The following is a 17,777-nucleotide window of genomic DNA, read 5'->3' as shown; positions in this document are numbered from 1 at the left end:
GTCCTAGGCCCGCGCCGGGCGCATGACCCGGCGCAGGTCGACGGTCTCGTCCCGCAGCTGCTCGGCCGCGACGGGGTGCCCCGCGAGCAGCAGCTTGCGCCCGGCCATCACCTCCGCCGGACGGCCGACCCCGAGCACGGACACCACCTGGCCGCCTCGGAGCCCGAACTGCACGAACGACGCCTCGGCGACGCTTCCTCGCAGGACGAGCTCGTCGGCGTCTGCGGGCTCACCGCAGCTCTGCAGAGTGTGCTCGTACTGATCGGACCAAAACCAGTTCGGCCTGTCGTACGCGACGTCGCGACCGAGCATCGCGCGGGCCGCGACCGAGCCTTGGCGCACCGCGGTGTCGTGGTGCTCCACCCGCGTCCGCCCGTAGCGCGGGTGGTCGTGCGCTGCGATGTCGCCCGCGGCGAACACTCCCGGTACGGCGGTGCGGCAGCCGGCGTCGACCAGAACGCCCTGGTCACAGGGGACTCCGGCTGCCGCCCAGACATCCGTGTCGCGGACCAGGCCAGCCGCAACCAGCAACGACGAGCACTCGACGGCGCCGCGGTCGGTGTGGACGACCAGCCCGGTGGTGGTCTCCTGCACCGACTCGACCCGCACCCCGCAGCGCAGGTCCACGCCAGCGGCCCGGTGGATGCCGGCGAACAGCGCGCCGAAATCGGCGCCGAGCGCGCGTTCCATCGGGGTGTCGGCCATCTCCAGGACGATGACGTCCACGCCGAGCCCGTGCGCGGTGGCCGCCACCTCGCAGCCGATGAAGCCCGCGCCGAGCACGACCAGCCGCTCTCCCGGCACGAGCCGCTCACGCAGCGCGTCGGAGTCGGCCCGGGTGCGCAGGTGGTGCACGCGGTCACCGGACAGGCCCGGCAGCCGCCGGGCCTGCCCACCGGTGGCGATCAGCAGCGCGTCGTAGGCCACGGCCGAGCCACCGATCGTCACCCGTCGGGTGGCAATGTCGAGAACAGTGGCCCGGGTGCAGGTGAGCAGCTCGATGGACTGCGCCGCATAGAACTCCGCGGGATGGACCTCGATCGACGGGTCGGTCCCGCCGAGCCAGGCCTTGGACAGCGGCGGCCGCTCGTACGGCAGGTGCGGCTCGTCGCCAACCAGCAGGATCTCCCCGTCGAAGCCCTCCTCACGGAGGGTGGCCGCGGCCGTCGCCCCGGCCACCCCGGCTCCGACGATCACGAACCGCCGCCCCCCCCGTCATCCCGGCCCCACGTCGACCTGGATCATCCCGTCCTCGGTCACCCGACACGGGAAGCCGGTCAGCGAGGCGGTGGCCGGATTGCGCCCGGCCCCGCTGCACGCCTCGAACTCCCACAGGTGTCGCGAGCAGGTGATGACCTCGCCGTCGAAGTCGCCCTCGTCGAGCGCCCACTCCTGGTGCGGGCAACGGTTGCGGTAGGCCCGCACGTCCCCGTCGACGTTGACGAGCAGCACGCTGGTCGTCCCGACCTCGACGGCGATCATCTCCCCTTCCCAGAGCTCGTCGAGGGCCAGCGCCGGCAGCCAGCTCGCGGTCATGCTCTGCGCGCTCATCCGGCCGCGACGCTCGGTGCCTGTGCACCCAGCCCGACCGCATCCAGCACCCGCCCGCGCGCGGCCTGCGCCGAGGCGAGCACCGCATCCGCGGTGGGGGCTCCCTGCGGCGCCGCCGCCAGCACGGGTGCCAGTGCCGCGACGGCCTCGTCGGCCCGTGCCGACCAGCGGTCGACCCACTTGCGCAGCACGTCGACGTTGCCGGGCCGCTGTGCCAGGGCGAACGCGCCGAGCGCGGTGCTCCACCGGTCGCGGCGGCGCGCGTCGGCGGCCAGCAGGTCCGACAGCAGCCAGGCCAGCTCGTCACCGGATGCCCTGGCCACCGTGCCGAACTGCGTGAGCAGCATGTCGTCCAGCGTCGGCAGCAGCACCAGGTTCATCGCGGTGAACGCCTCACCCCAGTCGTAGGCGATCAGCGCCGTCTCGACCGCCTTGCGGACGCCCTGCCAGGCCGCGTCGCCCTCCCAGATCTGCCGTTCCCGCTCACCGATCCCACTGGCGGGATGCGCCAGCTGCAGCTCCCGCGTGCGATACGCGGTACGGGTGACGCGCCGCAGCAGGTCGCCGGTCGCGAACGCCGCCGCGTTCGTGATGTAGGACGACGGGGCGATGTGGCCGATGTAGGCCTGCACCTGCTGGGCGCCGTGCAGCGGGAACCGCGACGGGGCGAACAGCCGGCCGAGCACGGCGACCCAGTCCGGGGCGAGGGCGGCATCCGCCCCGGCGTCGGCGTACTGCGCGAGCAGGCCGTCGACCTTGGTCTCCTCGTCGTGCTGGAGCGAGACGTAGGTGCGGTAGGTCGTCTGGTCGGGGTCGCGGAACGCGTTCCAGTCCTCGACCTTCAGGGGCGAGCCCTCGCGGTAGGTGAGGAACCACAGGTTTGCCGGTGACGACGGGTTCTGCTCGAAGGGGACCTTGCGGCCGTCCCGCAGCGTCCAGTTCGTCTCGTGCGTCATCACCTCGTACTCGCTGGGTACGCGCCGGATATCACCGAACGCACTCCAGGTGCGCCGCTTCCGCGCTGGCGTGGTCATGCCGGTGCTCCCGTTCGCTTAGTGGCCCATTCCCACGAGATCTCGTCGCTGGAGGTGTGGATGCGGCCCGCGAACGACGAGAGCATCGACTCCAGCGAGCGCAGCTCGAATGACGGTCCGAGGTGGCGCTGCAGCGACTCCTCGGTGACGCGCACCTTGCCCGGGCCCTGCACCCGGACGTAGGAGCCGCGGTCTACGACGTCGATGTCGATGTCGGGGTTGTCGTCGCGGATGGCGGCGATCACCGACTCCACCTCGTCACACATGCGCAGCACCGGCCCCACTGGGTGGTCAGTCACGTCGGGCTCCCGTCGTACTCGACACGGACGTGGTCGAGCGGGCCGATGCCCGCGTCCGCCACGGTGATCGAGGGATCCAGCCGCTTCCCGTTGTGGAAGACGACCTTGGGTAGGTCGCGCTTGGGCACCCGCCTGTCCTCGGTGTGGTGCGCGACGGCCTCGGCCAGCTCGCTGATCGTGTTGTTGGACATGACGGGCACGAGGATCTGCACGAAGTCCTCAGCGAAGATGGCGTTCAGCGGCACGAGCTGCGGCTCTGCGGCGGTGGTCATCAGGACCCCGCAACCGGGACGCGGGGCACGATGAGCCGGTCCTTGTAGTCCGCCGCCCACGAGTAGTCCGGGTCGTCACCCATCGTGTCGGGCGTCAGACCCATGTAGCCCAGGATGCCGCCCACGTCCATGGGCTGGATCTCCCCGGCCAGGAACCGGTCGATCACGGTGGGGTGGTTGAGGTTGTCGCGGTCCTTCCACCAGATCTGCCGGCAGCCGGCGGTGCAGAAGTGGTACTTCACGCCATTGTGGGTGAGCGAGTGGTCCCGCACCCGCCACTTGCCGTCGTAGCCGAACGTGGCGTTACAGCACGGCAGGTGGCACATACTGCACAGCCAGGGCAGCGTCTCCGGGAGCGTCGCCTCCATGTCGCCACGGTTGACGTTGTCGATGATCACGTCCCACTTGTCGCCGAATACCTTCTCCCAGTTGGGGTACTTGCTGCGCAGCCAGTCGCGGTCGTCCTTGCTGACGGCGGCCGTTGGCTTCCACCACAGCGTGGGACGCCAGTACCACAGGCCCATGTGCAGGGCGTGGTGCCAGGTGTCGAGGCCCTTCATGAACTCGTCCCAGAACCAGGGCTTCTTGAGCCCGTAGTCCTCGATGGTGCGGACGAACTGATCGATGATCCACTCCTCCATGAACTCCCGGTAGGACTGTTTCCGGTGCTCGATGGGGGTGTAGTAGTCCATCGCCGGGCCGGTGAGGGCGGCGAAGGCTCGGGCCGAGCCCCAAAAAGCCTTGTCGATCACCCACTGGGCGCGGACCGGGTCGTGCTCGACGAGGATCTCCAGCGTTGGGCCGCCCTGCTGGGCGTGCCGGGCCTCGTCGGTCTGGATGGACGAGATCATGTTGGCGAAGTTAACGTCGCCGGACTCGAGCGCATCGGCCGAGAGGGCCACGAACTGCAGGTTGGTGAATCCGGTCTCGAACGTCAGCGGCAGCTGGATCGCGATGTCGACGACGTTGGAGGTCACCATCATCCCGTCGAATAGGTTGCGCAGCGAGACCGCGACCCAATCGTTGGTGTGAAACATCTTCTGGGTCCAGTCGTACTGCGGGTCCTTGCCGACGAACTCGTGTCCGAAGAACAGCGTGATCTGGGCGTGCCGGATCTCGTCGAGCGCGCCGAACGCGGCCATGTTGCGCCACGACCCGTTCAACCCGAAACGGGCCATCTTCAGCTCGGCGAGCACCGCCTCCGACTCGACGAGCGTCACGCCGCCGAAGTGCATCTTCGTCGAGGACTTCCAGCCCTCGGACAGGTCATCCCATGCGGTGGAGCGCTGCAGCGCCGCCTTGACGGCGTAGGCCGCGCTCTCCTTCTCCCGCTGCGTGGCCACGTACTCCGGGTAGGCGACCTTGTAGTCCTCCTCCCACGACGACCACGCCTCGCGCGGCACCTTTCCGGTGCCCGACATCCACTCCGGGTAGACGGCCTCGTCGTCCACGTACGACAGGGTCCAGTCGACGTCACGGACGAGGTGCTGCCACTCCTCGCGCTTCAGCAGAGACATGATTGCTCCTCAGTCGATCTCGAGATGGCCGAGCTGGCGGCTGATGCTGGCGTTGTTCCAGTAGGCCGTGATCCCGTCGATCAGACCGGCTGAGCCGTCGACGTCACGTGCCATCCGGAAAACGAACAGGTGCGGCTCGGCGAAGCTGCCACCGCGAGCGGAGATGTTGGCCCACGCGTTCGCCTGGGTGCCGCCGATCGTGACCTCGACGACGACCACGCCGCCGTCGACGCTCGGGCGCACCGTGGCGACGGTGTTCCACAGGTCCGGGAACGACGTAATCAGCCCGGTCCACAGCGTCTTGCCGATGGTCGCGACCTTGCCGTCGCCGCGGACGACGCGCTGGCGCCCCCAGATCTCGACGGGGATATATGCGAAGCCGGCGTTGGGCGTGCAGAGATCGGCCATCTCGTCGACCTCGTGGCGGCGGTAGGCGTCGAAGAACGCCTCCACCGTCTGCGCCGGCGAGCGCACCTCGGTGGTCGTCATGTGGAGGTCCCTTCCACGATCGCAATCTTGTCGAGCCGCTTGACGGCCAGCCGCCGGAAGAGCTGGTTCTCGTCCCAGAAGCCCTTGACGGTGGAGATCAGGCCATCGTGGACGGTCAGCAGCCAAGCCTGGCGCAGGTCCAGGTGCTTCTCCTGGTTGACCGCGCCGAGGTAATCGGCCGCCTGGGTGCCCTCGATGGAGATCTCAGCAAGCACGGTTCCCTCGCCGAGATCGGCGACCTGGCGCATCGTCACATCCAGGTCGGGGAACGCCGCGACGGTGGCGGCGAAGTACGCCCGCCCCGACGCGGCCGGGTCCATGGAGACCTGCCCCTCGACGGGTAGCACCTCGACGTCGGCATCCGGGGCCAGGAGGGCGAGGACGCCGTCGGCGTCGTGCGCGCCGAGAGCGCTGAAGAATCTGTGCACGACCTCGGTAGCGGTCATGGGCATCTGCTCCTCGGGAGTGGTCCGCCAGCCCAGGAGGCGACGGAGGCGATCGCTGGCGCTCACAGCACCGCGAGGGACTTGAGGACGGCGTCGGCGACCGACTCCGACGATCCCGGGTTCTGCCCGGTGATCAGGTTGCGGTCCACCACCACGTGCGACACCCACGCGGCCGGAGCGTCGTCGAACACGGCGCCCGCGTTCTTCAGGGCGGTGTCGAGGTACCAGGACATGCCGAGCTTGCCGGTGGCGGTCTGGTCCTCCTCCTCGTCGGTGAAACTGGTGAGGCGGAAGCCTTCGAAGAGCCATTCGCCGTCGTCGCGCCCGCCCGCCGCCAGGAGCGCGGCCGGGCCGTGGCACAGCGCCGCGACGGTGGCGCCCTTGCGGTGCAGGATCTGCAGCAGCCGCGTGACGTCAGGGTTGTCGGCGAGATCGACCATCGGGCCGTGTCCACCGGGAACGAAGACGGCGTCGAAGCCGGCCATCTCCTCGTCGCTTATCGCCGACAGGGCGACAGGGCGCTGGAATCCCGGGATCGCGGCTAGCTCGGCGGCGAGCCCGTCGGAGATCGCCTGGCTCGCCTCGTGGTGGGCCGTGACGGCGGCGTCGATGTCGGCGCGCGTCAGCGGCCCGGCGTGACCGTCGTCGACGAGGACGTCGGCGAGCTGCCGGTCGGACTGCCACGCGCTCCTCGCCGCCGTGGCAACCAGCGAACGGGCCCGCTCGAGGGGCAGCCCGGCGGCCCGCATCGCGAGCACAATTCGGCGCGAGGCACCGAGCCCGAGCCCGGTGAGGTGGCGCAGGGTCAGCCGGATGTCGTCGACGTCCGTCGCGAACGTGCGGGTGATCGAGCCGAGGAAGTCCTCGTCCTCGTCGGGCATGTGGAAGATCGGCTCAAGGCCGTAGGAATCGGCATGCGGCTGCTGGCCGTCCGGCGTCGCGACGACGACGTCCACCCCGGCCTCGGTGAACCTCCGGTAGGGGACGGCAGCCTCCTCGGCGAAGTAGCCGGTCTCGTGAGGCGTTCCGTCCGCGAGCCGCATCTCGCGGGCACTGGTGACCAGATAGAGCAGTCGTGGCATGAGCGCTCCCGTGTATGTGGTGTGATCGGGAACACTAGGAACAGCGCCGTCAGGGAGTTACCGGGATTCCTGCGGACAAGTTGCGGATTCCTGCAGATGGACTGTGATCACGACAGGCCCCGACGCATGAGTTTGCTGCGGCGCCCAGGCGCTGGATGCACGCAAGCTGGGCGGAGGGAACGGGTCGACGGCTGACAAAGCAGACGTAACGAGCTGACGCAGTGGGCCCGATGGTCACTGTCGTTCGACCGTCGCTCCACACATGCCGTCGGTGGACGGCGAGGTCGTGGTGACGACGAGGACGTCGCCCGGCCCGCACTGCTCGATGCAGGCGTGGATCATCAGGTTGTCGCCGGGCTGGCTGAGCACCGTGACCGCCCGGCCGGCGATCCGCGCACCCGGGTAGATCGGCCGCAGCACGGGGTGGGTGAGGCCGCGGCGGCCCATCGCCTCGTGCGCGGTGGCGACGCCGACGCGGCCGAGCACGTCGACGGCCTCGGCGTCGGGCCGCCGGTTCGTCCGCACGATCACGTGGCGGGGCGGTGCCGATGACCCGCTCGCGCTCATCGCAGCTCCTCCCCCACCGTCGGGAAGGTGCGCTGGTAGGCCTCGGCGTGCGTGACGGTGTTCGGAGCGCCGTTGCGGACCGCCTGGACGCCGCGGCGGGCGCCGAGGTCGGTGTAGTACTGCAGCAGGTGGCCCTGCGCGCCGCTCATCGCCTGCATCGCCTTGACCTTGACGTCGAAGACCGGGGTGATGTCGAGCAGCAGGTCCGGGGCGAAGCCGCAGACCTCGGGCTGGTGCGGCTCGAACTGCAGCACCTGGGCCGCGCCCAGCGGCGTCGTGGAGCGGTCGTGCCCGTTCGCCTGGGCGACCATCCGGGTCAGCAGCGTGGTCTCGTGCGCCAGGTTGTGGTCGCGGTTGTAGGGGTCGTTCGCCACGTGGGTGAGCAGCACGTCGGGCTGCCGCTCCCGCATGATCGCGACGACGCGGTCCTGGGCCGTCTCGTCCACCCGCAGCGGGTAGTCACCGAGGTCGAGGAACTCGATGCTCGCGCCGAGCACCCCGGCGGCGGCGGAGGCCTGCTCGCGGCGGGTCTGCTTGACCCGCTCCAGCGTCATGCCCTCCTGCTTCCACAGGCCCTGCGACTCGCCGCGCTCCCCGAAGCTGAGGCACGCCACGTGCACGGCGGAGCCGCGCTGCGCGGACAGGGCGATGGCGCCGCCGGCGCGCCAGACGAAGTCGGCGGCGTGCGCGCTGACGACCAGCACGGACGGGGTGGTGGTGTCGGACATGGTTCTCCAGGTCTCCCGGTTCTCACAGCGTCTACAGGTCGAGGACCAGGCGGGTGCCGCGGCAGCGGGAGACGCAGATCATCATCGTCTCGCCCGCGGCCTGCTCCTCCTCGGTGAGGAGGGAGTCGCGGTGGTCGGGCTCGCCGTCGAGGACCGCCGTCTCGCAGGTGCCGCAGACGCCCTCCTCGCAGGAGGACAGGACGTCGATCCCGGCGTTGCCCACCGCCTCGAGGACGGTCAGCTCCGGTGGCACCGTGACGGTGAGCCCCGAGCGCTCGCAGACGACGTCGAACGTGGTGTCGGCGCCGTCGGTCACGGTCGGGGCGGCGGTGAACCGCTCGACGTGCAGCGCGCCGGGGCCCCAGGCGCGGCAGCGGGCCTCGAGGGCCTCGATCAGGCCGGTGGGACCGCAGCAGTAGACCAGCGTGTCCGCGGCGGGGGCGCCCAGGACGGCGTCCAGGTCGAGCAGGCCGACCTCGTCCTGCGGGTGTACGCGGACCCGGTGGGAGTACGCGGCGAGCTCGCCGAGGAAGGCCATCGACGCGCGGGTGCGGCCGCCGTAGTGCAGGACCCAGTCGGCGCCCGCCGCGGCGGCGGCCCGGATCATCGGCAGCAGCGGGGTGATGCCGATCCCGCCGGCCACGAACACGTACCGGCCGGCGGGCTGCAGCGGGAAGTTGTTGCGCGGCCCGCGCACGCGCAGGGTCGTGCCCTCGGTGAGCTCGTCCGCGATCCAGCGGGACCCACCGCGCCCGTCGGCCTCCCGCAGGACGCCGATGCGCCAGTGCGCGCCGTCGGCGGGGTCACCGCACAACGAGTACTGGCGCGTCATTCCGCCGGGCAGCTCGACGTCGATGTGCGCACCGGGCGTCCACGACGGCAGCCGCTCCCCGGACGGCAGCGCGAGCTCGACGACGACGACTCCCTCGGCCTCCTCGCGGCGGGCCGTGACGACCACGTCCGCCTCGAAGTCCGAGGTGGTGCGCGTGGTGGGGGCGGGTGTGTCGAGGACGGTGGACGTGGTCACAGCGGCGCTGACCTCCCTGCGTCGTCGCGGGGCTCGTCGCGGCCGGGCGACCGCGCTCACCGACAAACCTAGGAAGACGCCGGGCCGGGGGAATCGGCTCGATGTCAGCTCGCGGCCGACCGATGCAACGGGTCGTGACTACGTCATCCGTCGCACCCGCTGATCCCGGCGCAGGTCAGCGGGGTGCGGGGAGGAGACCCTCGCGTATGGCCAGCAGGGCGGCCTGGGTGCGGGAGGAGAGCTGCAGCTTGCTCAGCACGTTGCTGACGTGCGTCCGCGCCGTGCGCTCGCTGATCACCAGGTGGTCGGCGATGTCGCGGTTGGAGTTCCCCTGGGCGACCAGGATCAGGATCTCGCGCTCCCGCGCGGTCAGGGACGCCAGCCCGACCTGGGGGGCGGCCATGCGGCGGGTGAGCTGACGGGCCACGGCGGAGTCCAGGTGCACCTCCCCGGCCGCGGCGGCCCGCACGGCGGTGGCCACCTCGTCGGGGTCGGCGTCCTTGAGCAGGTAGCCGGCCGCGCCGGCGGCGAGTGCGGCGTGGACCCGTTCCACCTCGCCGAAGCTGGTGAGCACGACGACCTTGACCTCGGGATGGGCCCGGGCGATGGCCTCGGTCGCCTCGACGCCGTCCATGCGCGGCATCTGCAGATCCATCAGGATCACGTCGGGCAGGGGTTCGCCGAGGGTCTGCCACTGCCGCAGCCGGTCGATCGCCTGCCGGCCGTCGGCCGCCTCCCCCACCACCTGCAGTGTGGCCACGGTGTCGACGTAGGCCTGCAGGCCGCGGCGGACGATCGCGTGGTCGTCCACGACCATGACCCGGATGACCTCGTCCGGGGTCGGGTCCTCGGTCATCGCCCCGCCTCTCGTTCCAGGCGCACCTGCGCGCCGGGGGCGGGCAACGTGACCCGGACCGTCCAGCCGCCCGACGGGCGCGGGCCTGCGACCAGTCGACCGCCCCAGCGCTGCGTGCGTTCGCGCATGGACACCAGCCCGAGTGTCTCCTGGGGCGCACCACCGCCGGCGGGGCTCCCGGGCGCCGCGCCTGCGCCGCTCCCGTCGTCGGTCACCTCGACGACGAGACCGCCGCCGTCCTCGGTGAACCGGATGTCCACCGCGGTGGCCTGCGCGTGCTTCACCACGTTGTGCAGCGCCTCCTGGACGATGCGGTACAGGTCCTCCTGGACGTCGATCCCGGAGGCCGGCTCCAGGCTCGGGGGCGCCTCCACGTCGACGACCAGTCCGGTCCGCGCCTCCAGGCTCGCGGCGTGGGCGCGGACGGCGTCGACCAGGCCGCGCTCAGCCAGGTCCAGGGGACGCAGCTCGAAGACGAGCCCACGGAGATCGGCCAGTGCGCTCTGGGAGAGCTCCGCGAGCTCCTCGGCGCCGCTGCGCACCCGGGCCGGGTCCGCGTCCGCGCGGTCGACCTGGGCGCGCAGCGCCTTCGTCTGCATGCGCATGGAGAACAGCTGCTGCACCACGGAGTCGTGCAGGTCCCGCGCCAGCCGACGGCGCTCGTCGAGCTGAGCCTGGGACCGGGTCTGGGCCAGCAGCGCGGCGGTGTCGATCGCGACCGCGGCATGGTCGGCCATCGCCTCGAGGAAGGCCAGGGAGTTGGGACCGGGGTCGTCGCCGGGGACGTAGTAGGCGTTGATCACTCCGAGGACACGCCCGCGTACGACCAGGGGCATGGACACGAAGCTGTCCCAGTCGGGGTACCCCATGAACGCGTGCAGCGGGGCCCAGGCCGGGTCGGCCATGATCACGGGCTTGCGGTGCGGGACCACGACCGGCTCCCCGCCCTCGAAGGCGTCCATGAAGCGGACCCCGGCGCCGAGTCGCCTGCAGACGCCCAGCCGCTCGGTGAACTCGGCCGCGTCGCCGAAGCCGGCCATGCCCAGCACCCGCAGTTCCTCGCGTGGGTCGTCGATGGCCAGGATCTGGACGGCGGCGATGTTCGCCGTCATCACGACCTCGTGCGCCACCGCGTCCAGGGTGGCGCGCAGCGAGCACACGTCGGCGACGCTGGAGGCCGCCCGGGCGATGGCGGTCAACCGCTCCTGCTGCCGAAGCGCGTCGGTCACGTCGCTGAACCAGACCACGTGCCCCCCGCCGGCCGCCGGGGCGAGGCGGTACTCGAGGTCTCGTCGGCGTCCGTCCGGGGCCGACCAGGACGTCCGGCGACGGTCCTCCCGGGGCCGGTCGGGCCCGGCGTCGTCGGTGTCGAAGGGGGCCACACGCCCGACGAGGTCGTCGGCCGGGAGGCCGAGGATGTGCGCGGCCGCGGCGTTGAGCACCGTGAGACGCCCGTGCCGGTCCAGCACGGCCAGTCCGTCGGCGGACACATCCACCAGGGCCCGCAGGACGGGATCGTCGATCACGCCGAGACGCCGGGAGGCGCCGGCCATGGTCTCCACGTCGCGGTACACCACTGCCTCCTCGGCCGGCCCGGCATCCGCAGCGGGCCGGGTCTCCCCTCCAGACGGTACTGAGAGCTCGCACTCCGCCGCCGGGGGGCCGGAGACGAGGGAAGCGCCGGCCGGGGTCGCAGCGGCCCCGACCGGCGCATCGAGCGCACCGACGTGCGGTCAGCTCACCGGCCCGGACGCGGGGGTCGAGGCAGCCGCCGACGCCGTCTCCGCGGCGGGTGCGTCCGCCTTCTCGGTCGCCGAGGGCGCGGATCCCCCGCAGATTCCGAGGACGGCGACGAAGCTGACCAGCGACAGCGCCATCACGTACACCGCGATCGGCATCGAGGAGCCGTAGGTGCCGAACAGCGCGGTCGCGGCGATCGGGGTCACGGCGCCGCCGATCATGCCGCCCACCTGGTAGGCGATGGAGATCCCGCTGTACCGGAACCGGACGTCGAAGATCTCGGTGAACAGGCCGCCCTGGGCGCCGGCCATAACACCCTGGACGAGCGCGGCCACGACGAAGGCGAGCAGCGCCAGACCGGTGTCCCCGGTGTTGACCAGCGCGAACATCGGGAGCGGCCACAGCACGGCGGTCAGGGCGCCCAGCGCGTAGACCTTCTTCGAGCCGAAGCGGTCGGACGCCAGGGCCGACACGACGATGGTGCCGATCCAGACCAGTGTCGAGGCGAGGATCAGCGTGAGCAGCGTCGTCCGGTCGAAGCCCACCACCGTGGTGCCGTAGGTGAGCATGTAGACGATGACCGTGTAGCCGACCGCCGGTGGGGCGATCGAGGCCAGGCTGGCGAGTACGAGGTTGCGCGGCTGGCGGCGGAACAGCTCCGCGACCGGCACCTTGCTGACCGTCTTGTCCTGCTTCACCTGCTGGAACTCCGGCGCGTCCTGCAGCCGTGTGCGGACCAGGAAACCGACCACCACCAGCGCGATGCTGATCAGGAAGGGGATCCGCCAGCCGTAGGACATGAAGTCCTCGTTGGACATGCCCGAGACGGCGAGGAACGCCAGGTTCGAAGTGAGGACGCCGACCGGCACGCCGAACTGGGCAAAGCTCCCGTAGACCGCACGGCGCCGCGGGGAGGCGTGCTCGGTGGCGATCAGGATCGCGCCTCCCCACTCGCCGCCGACCCCGAAGCCCTGGATTAGGCGGAGCGCGACCAGCAGCAGCGGCGCGCCGATGCCGATGGCGGCGTACGTGGGCAGGACGCCGATGAGGAACGTCGAGCCGCCGGTCAGCAGCAGGGTGAGGACGAGCATCGACTTGCGGCCGATCCGGTCCCCGTAGTGACCGATCACCGCGGCCCCCAGCGGGCGGGCGATGAAGCCGACCGCGAAGGTGCCGAACGCGGCGAGGGTGCCGGCCACAGGCGAGAACTCGGGGTAGAACAGGCTCCCGAACACCAGCGCCGCAGCGGTGCCGAAGATGTAGTAGTCGTACCACTCGATCGACGTGCCGATGAAGCTGGCCGCGAAGATGCCCTTCTTGGACGGGGCTCTGGTGGAGCTGGGTGGGGCCACGGTTGCGTACGCGGATCCCAGGCACCGTCGCAACGCGGTGTGTGACGGGACGGACGGTAGCGGGTCAGCGGATGGCGGTGGCGGCGAGGTCCTCGAGGGCGGTGCCCGTGTGGTGGGCCCAGGCGGTGGTCGCGGCGGCCAGCGCGAGCGCGGCGCCGTAGAGCAGGCCGTGTCCGCCGTGGGTCACGGTGAGCTTGTGCAGGCTGCGGAACGCGCGGGCCTTGCGGGCCAGGGTGAGGATGTCGACCGCGGCGCGTTCCCCGGTCCAGTGCCCGCCCGGGAGAAGGGCGCGCTCGGCGAGCCCGCCGGGGGCGTGCGGGTCGCGGCCGGACAGCCACGCGTCGAGCAACCCGAGCGCGACGCCGGTGACGCCGGCGACGGTGGCGGTGTCGTGCTCGGGCGATTCCGGCACGACGGCGTCGAGCACGTCGCAGGCTCGGGTGCTGTGGCCTGCGTCGAGGGCCTCGGTGACCTCGCGCAGCACGTCGGCGGCCAGCTCACGATCGGCGCCGACCGGGGTGAACAGCGCCAGGTTCTGCCGCTCCACGGCCCGGGCCATGGCCCGCTGCAGGGTCTCCATGTCGGGGACCTCGCTGACGATCTCACCGTCGGCATCGACGATGATGCCGTCCTCGGCCAGCAGCGGCGCGAGCTCGACCATCATGTTCCGCGCCAGCCCCGGGGTGTGCTTGACCTCCGGGCCGGCCCAGGGCGGCTCCGGATCTCCACGTCGCATGTCGGTTCGCCGGCGCGTCACCCAGGCATGGTGACACCGCGGTGTCGGCGCGACGAGCCGGCATGCCGCAGGCCAGCACGCCTGGTGCGGCTCAGAGCCGGGCCGCCGCCCGTTCGAGCAGGTCGGCCGGGGCAGTCCAGTCCAGGGTCTTGCGGGGGCGGGCGTTGAGCTCGGCGGCCACTGCCGCCAGCTCGTCGGGGCCGTGGACGCGCAGGTCGCTGCCCTTGGGGAAGTAGTGGCGCAGCAGCCCGTTGGTGTTCTCGTTGCTGGGCCGCTGCCACGGGCTGGCCTTCTCGCAGAAATACACCGGCATCCCCAACGTGGCTGTGACCTCGCGGTGCAGCGCCAGCTCCTTGCCCTGGTCCCAGGTCAACGAGCCCCGCAGATGCGCCGGCAGCGCGGTGAACGCGCCGATCAACGCGTCGCGGACCGCGTCGGCGGTGTGGCGTCCCTCGGGCAGGTGTCCCAGCAGCGTGAACCGGCTGGCGCGCTCGACCACGGTGACGATCGCCGATCGGTTCCCCGCCCCGGTGATCAGGTCGCCCTCCCAGTGCCCGGCGATGGTGCGGTCGGCCGCCTCGGCGGGCCGCTGGTCGATCATGACCATCCCGGTCAGCACCCCGCGGCGGCGCGCCAGCGGATGCGGTCGTGGGCGCCGGCGATACCGCCCGCTGCGCAGCACGCGAGGCCGCTCCCGGGCGAGTCCGCCCAGCTCCGGGCGGTACACCGCCTGATAGATCGTCTCGGTCGCCAGGTGACGCCCCGGGTCGGTGGGGAACTCGCCGCGCAGTCCGTGGGCGACCTGCTCCGGGCTCTTGCGTTGACCCAGCAGCCGCACCACCATCGTCCGCAACTCGGCGTCGTTGACGATCTTCCCCCGGCCCGGCCGCGCGCGGCGTTCCGCAGCCATCCGCTGCGCCGCGAACGGGCGGTACCGGCCTCGGGCGTCGCGGTTACGGCGCAGTTCCCGGCTGATCGTCGAGGGGCTGCGCCCGAGCTCGGACGCGATCGCGCGGACACCCATCTTGCTGCGCCGCAGGTCCGCGATCGCTACCCGCTCATCCTCGGACAGATACCGCGCCGAGATGTCGTTCTGGGCCCTGGCGTCGATCACCGGCGGATAGTGGCGCGGGCTGCCGTCCGAAGCGATCACCCTGCGGCCGTGTCGCCAGCGTTTCCCGGTTCTCCGGTTGATCCCGACGCGCCGGCACGCCTCGGCGTTGCTCACCCCCTGAGCGATCAACCGGGCAAACCACGCCCGCTTCTCGATCTGCGGCCATGGCCCCGGCCCGTCTCGTCCAGCCATCGCAACCCCCACCCGCCTCGGGCGTTGCGACGACCACTGGGATCCGCGGTACTCCTCTGGACGCCGGAGGGCGGAAGTGCGTGCGACCACACGAGTCGGGGCGGGTCTCAGAGAGCATTTTGAAACTGGCGTTACCAGTCTCCGGTGCGGGCCAGCCGCCGTGACATGGTCATGATCATGGTGATGTGGACCATGGCTTCGTGGTGGGCTGGGAGGGTCTCGTAGTCCCGTACGCAGCGGCGGAACTTGCTGATCCAGGCGAAGGTGCGCTCGACGACCCAGCGGCGTGGGAGGACCTTGAAGCCTTTGACGTCGTTGGTGCGTTTGACCACCTCGACGGTCAGCGACATGACCTTGCGGGCCCAGATGAGTAGCCGTCCGGCGTAGCCGGCATCGGCCCAGACCATGCTGATGGTGGAGAACCGGCTGGTCAGGGCGATCAGCAGCCGGTGCGCGGCGTCGCGGTCCTGGATGCCGGCGATGGTGACCACGACCGCGAGTAGCAGTCCGCCGGTGTCGACGGCGATGTGGCGTTTGCGGCCGTTGACCTTCTTCCCTGCGTCGTAGCCCCGAGTGCTGCCGGGGACGGTGTCTGCGCCGCGCACCGACTGGGAGTCGATGACCGCTGCGGTGGGCAGTGGGTCGCGCCCTTCGTAGACGCGCACCAGATCACGCAGCGCGTCGTGGATCTGCTGCCAGGTGCCGCGGCTGCTCCAGCGGGTGAAGATGCCGTAGACGGTTTGGTAGGGAGGGAAGTCGTGGGGCAGCTGAGCCCAGGAGATGCCCCCGCGGACCAGGTAGAAGATGCCGTCGAGGACCAGTCGTCGGGGGTGTTTCTCCGGGCGCCCGCCCCGGCCCGTGGTGTTGCCCGGTGGCGGCAGCAGCGGCTCGAGCACCGCCCACTGGGCGTCGGTGATCGACGAGGACGGGTACACCGGGCACGGTGGGGCCTGGCCCCGATCGTGGGCCGGGCATGACAGACACGTGCAGACAGGCGAGGATGACACACGAACTCCTGGTGGCCGGCTGGCGTAGACAACCGTCCGGCTACCAGGAGTTCACTCATGATTGGACCAGGCTCGCCGATCATCCGGCCCGACGTGATCAACTCGAGTCTGAAGATCGAGTTTCAAACTGCTCTCTCACGGCTGTAAGCATGCAAGCCGGTCGGCGCCCGGAAGTCGTGGGCATAGGGACCCGCCCCCTGTCGGTCTTCTGTGGCGCGCGGACTACGTCATCCGTCTCGTCCAGCCGCACTCACCCCAGGGGGCGCGTCTCGGCCGTGATCGGCACCTCGAGCAGCCGGGGCCCCCGCCGCGACGACGTGCAGGACAGCGCGGCCGCCGGCTGCTCGGCGCCGGTGATCCGCTCGCCGGGCAGGCCGTAACCGGCCGCGATCTGCACCGAGTCGAGGCCGGGCAGGTCCAGCCCGGGGGCGTCGGTGACCCCCAGCTGCGCGACGAAGCTGCGCAGCGCGCCGTAACCGCCGTTGCGCAGCACGACGAACGTGATGGGCAGACCGAGCTGCACAGCCGTCCACAGGCCGGCCACGCCGTACTGCAGCGCGCCGTCCCCCAGGACGGCGACGACGGGCCGGTGCGGATCGGCCAGCGCCACGCCCACCGCCGCAGACAGCCCGAAGCCCAGCCCACCGGCGGCCGGGAAGAACAGGCTCCGCGGCCGACGCAGGTCCAGGTGCGCCCAGAACTGCGTCGTGTTCGACGTCGACTCGTTGACCAGGCGGACGTCCGGCGGCAACACCCGGGCCATCTGCGCGAACACCGCCTCGGCGGGGAAGGGCCCAGCCTCCGGTACGGGCGCGGCCGGGGCGTTCCCGGGACGGGACGGGGGGGCAGCGGGGAGCACGTCGAGCAACTGGCCGACGACCGCCGCGACGTCGGCGACCACGGCGTCCCCGAAGGCCGCCCGCGCCGCCGACTCCGGGTCGGCCCCGACGGCGACCAGCTCGGTGCCGGGGGCAGCCAGGGCCCGGGCCGGTAGGCGTGGTAGCGGAAAACCGGGGCGCCGAGGACGAGCACGAGGTCGTGGCCGGCCAGGCGCTCACTGACGCCGGCGATGCTCGGCGGCAGCACGCCCTGCCACAGCGGATGCCGGGTGGGGAACGGGCAACGGGGCGGGGTGGGCGCGGTCCACACCGGGTCTGCAGCCGTTCCGCCAGCTCGACGACGAGGGCGAACGAGCGCTCGTCGTCCGCCTCCGACCCGACCACCAGCGCCGTGGACGAGGCGCCCTGCAGCCGGGCGGCCAGCTCGGCGACGAGGTCGCGAGAGGCCGCGCCGGCGACGCGCACCCGCCGCCCGGCCAGGTGGGCCACCTCGTCGGCGTCCACGTCCTGAGCCCAGTCGTCCAGCGGCAGCGACACGAACACCGGGCCGGCCGGCGGCAGCGTGGCCCGGTGGAAGGCCTCCGACAACGCCCGCGGCACGTCCTGGGCCCGGGCCGGCTCGAACGCCCACTTGACCTGCGGCTCGGGCAGCCGGGCCATCGCTGGCTCGGCCAGGACGGACCCCAGCCCGATCATCGCGCGGGCCTGCTGCCCCGCGGTCACCACAAGCGGCGTGTGCGAGGCCCGAGCGTTGGCCAGGTTGCCCATCGCGTTGCCCAACCCGGCCGCGGAGTGCAGGTTGACCAGCGCTGGGCGGCCCGTGGCCTGCGCGTAGCCGTCGGCCATCGCCAGGACCGCGCCCTCGTGCAGCCCGAGGACGTACCGGAAGTCCGCGGGGCAGGACCGCGCCTGATCTCGTCGACGTCGCG

General features: G+C 71.5%; 18 protein-coding genes and 2 pseudogenes. All 20 read right to left on the bottom strand.

Annotated features, from left to right (window positions below):
* Window positions 1–3: 3 nt before the first annotated feature.
* Window positions 4–1,197, bottom strand: a complete 1,194-nt coding sequence (locus tag JOF36_RS38600; protein ID WP_210025092.1) for an NAD(P)/FAD-dependent oxidoreductase — start codon at window positions 1,195–1,197, stop codon at window positions 4–6.
* 18 nt (window positions 1,198–1,215) lie between these two features.
* Entirely contained in the window at window positions 1,216–1,551 is a 336-nt protein-coding gene (locus JOF36_RS04155) for a Rieske (2Fe-2S) protein (protein ID WP_210025091.1), read from the bottom strand.
* A complete protein-coding gene (locus JOF36_RS04150) occupies window positions 1,548–2,585 on the bottom strand; it encodes a ferritin family protein (RefSeq protein WP_210025090.1) in 1,038 nt (345 codons plus the stop codon). Before JOF36_RS04150 ends, JOF36_RS04155 begins: the two co-directional genes overlap by 4 nt.
* On the bottom strand, window positions 2,582–2,884 hold the full coding sequence (locus JOF36_RS04145; RefSeq protein ID WP_307862206.1) for an MmoB/DmpM family protein: 303 nt from the start codon (window positions 2,882–2,884) through the stop codon (window positions 2,582–2,584). The genes JOF36_RS04150 and JOF36_RS04145 overlap by 4 nt, the downstream gene beginning before the upstream one ends.
* Entirely contained in the window at window positions 2,881–3,156 is a 276-nt protein-coding gene (locus JOF36_RS04140) for a toluene-4-monooxygenase system B family protein (protein WP_210025089.1), read from the bottom strand. Before JOF36_RS04140 ends, JOF36_RS04145 begins: the two co-directional genes overlap by 4 nt.
* On the bottom strand, window positions 3,156–4,673 hold the full coding sequence (locus tag JOF36_RS04135; protein ID WP_210025088.1) for a ferritin family protein: 1,518 nt from the start codon (window positions 4,671–4,673) through the stop codon (window positions 3,156–3,158). Before JOF36_RS04135 ends, JOF36_RS04140 begins: the two co-directional genes overlap by 1 nt.
* Before the next feature lie 9 nt (window positions 4,674–4,682).
* Window positions 4,683–5,162, bottom strand: coding sequence for a nuclear transport factor 2 family protein (locus JOF36_RS04130; RefSeq protein WP_210025087.1), 480 nt, complete (start codon window positions 5,160–5,162; stop codon window positions 4,683–4,685).
* A complete protein-coding gene (locus JOF36_RS04125) occupies window positions 5,159–5,608 on the bottom strand; it encodes a nuclear transport factor 2 family protein (RefSeq protein ID WP_210025086.1) in 450 nt (149 codons plus the stop codon). The genes JOF36_RS04130 and JOF36_RS04125 overlap by 4 nt, the downstream gene beginning before the upstream one ends.
* Before the next feature lie 62 nt (window positions 5,609–5,670).
* Complete coding sequence (locus JOF36_RS04120) at window positions 5,671–6,690, bottom strand: DJ-1/PfpI family protein (RefSeq protein ID WP_210025085.1); 1,020 nt, start codon at window positions 6,688–6,690, stop codon at window positions 5,671–5,673.
* 255 nt (window positions 6,691–6,945) lie between these two features.
* A pseudogene (locus JOF36_RS04115) lies at window positions 6,946–7,257 on the bottom strand (RraA family protein); the annotation flags it as partial.
* The gene (locus JOF36_RS04110) at window positions 7,254–7,985 is read right to left on the bottom strand and encodes a PIG-L deacetylase family protein (protein WP_210025084.1); all 732 of its coding nucleotides are present in this window, start codon (window positions 7,983–7,985) and stop codon (window positions 7,254–7,256) included. The gene JOF36_RS04110 and the pseudogene JOF36_RS04115, both read right to left, overlap by 4 nt.
* A 31-nt stretch (window positions 7,986–8,016) precedes the next feature.
* Entirely contained in the window at window positions 8,017–9,012 is a 996-nt protein-coding gene (locus JOF36_RS04105; RefSeq protein ID WP_210025083.1) for a PDR/VanB family oxidoreductase, read from the bottom strand.
* A gap of 175 nt (window positions 9,013–9,187) precedes the next feature.
* The gene (locus tag JOF36_RS04100; protein ID WP_210025082.1) at window positions 9,188–9,868 is read right to left on the bottom strand and encodes a response regulator transcription factor; all 681 of its coding nucleotides are present in this window, start codon (window positions 9,866–9,868) and stop codon (window positions 9,188–9,190) included.
* Window positions 9,865–11,442, bottom strand: coding sequence for a sensor histidine kinase (locus tag JOF36_RS04095; RefSeq protein ID WP_307862205.1), 1,578 nt, complete (start codon window positions 11,440–11,442; stop codon window positions 9,865–9,867). The genes JOF36_RS04100 and JOF36_RS04095 overlap by 4 nt, the downstream gene beginning before the upstream one ends.
* Window positions 11,443–11,601: 159 nt before the next feature.
* Window positions 11,602–12,960 (bottom strand): MFS transporter, encoded by a 1,359-nt coding sequence (locus JOF36_RS04090; protein ID WP_210025081.1) that lies wholly within the window; start codon window positions 12,958–12,960, stop codon window positions 11,602–11,604.
* Between the two features lie 64 nt (window positions 12,961–13,024).
* The gene (locus JOF36_RS04085; RefSeq protein WP_210025080.1) at window positions 13,025–13,717 is read right to left on the bottom strand and encodes a hypothetical protein; all 693 of its coding nucleotides are present in this window, start codon (window positions 13,715–13,717) and stop codon (window positions 13,025–13,027) included.
* A gap of 70 nt (window positions 13,718–13,787) precedes the next feature.
* Complete coding sequence (locus JOF36_RS04080) at window positions 13,788–15,002, bottom strand: IS30 family transposase (protein WP_245350677.1); 1,215 nt, start codon at window positions 15,000–15,002, stop codon at window positions 13,788–13,790.
* 131 nt (window positions 15,003–15,133) lie between these two features.
* Complete coding sequence (locus JOF36_RS04075) at window positions 15,134–15,937, bottom strand: IS5 family transposase (protein WP_210025079.1); 804 nt, start codon at window positions 15,935–15,937, stop codon at window positions 15,134–15,136.
* Between the two features lie 322 nt (window positions 15,938–16,259).
* Window positions 16,260–16,910 (bottom strand): thiamine pyrophosphate-dependent enzyme, encoded by a 651-nt coding sequence (locus JOF36_RS04070; RefSeq protein WP_210025078.1) that lies wholly within the window; start codon window positions 16,908–16,910, stop codon window positions 16,260–16,262.
* Between the two features lie 637 nt (window positions 16,911–17,547).
* Window positions 17,548–17,727 (bottom strand): annotated as a pseudogene (locus JOF36_RS41335) (thiamine pyrophosphate-binding protein); the annotation flags it as partial.
* Between the last annotated feature and the right edge of the window lie 50 nt (window positions 17,728–17,777).

The sequence above is a fragment of the Pseudonocardia parietis genome (genome assembly GCF_017876315.1).
GTDB lineage: Bacteria > Actinomycetota > Actinomycetes > Mycobacteriales > Pseudonocardiaceae > Pseudonocardia > Pseudonocardia parietis.
The sequence above is the reverse complement of the archived record's forward strand: the minus strand, read 5'-3'. Positions and strand labels throughout refer to the sequence as shown.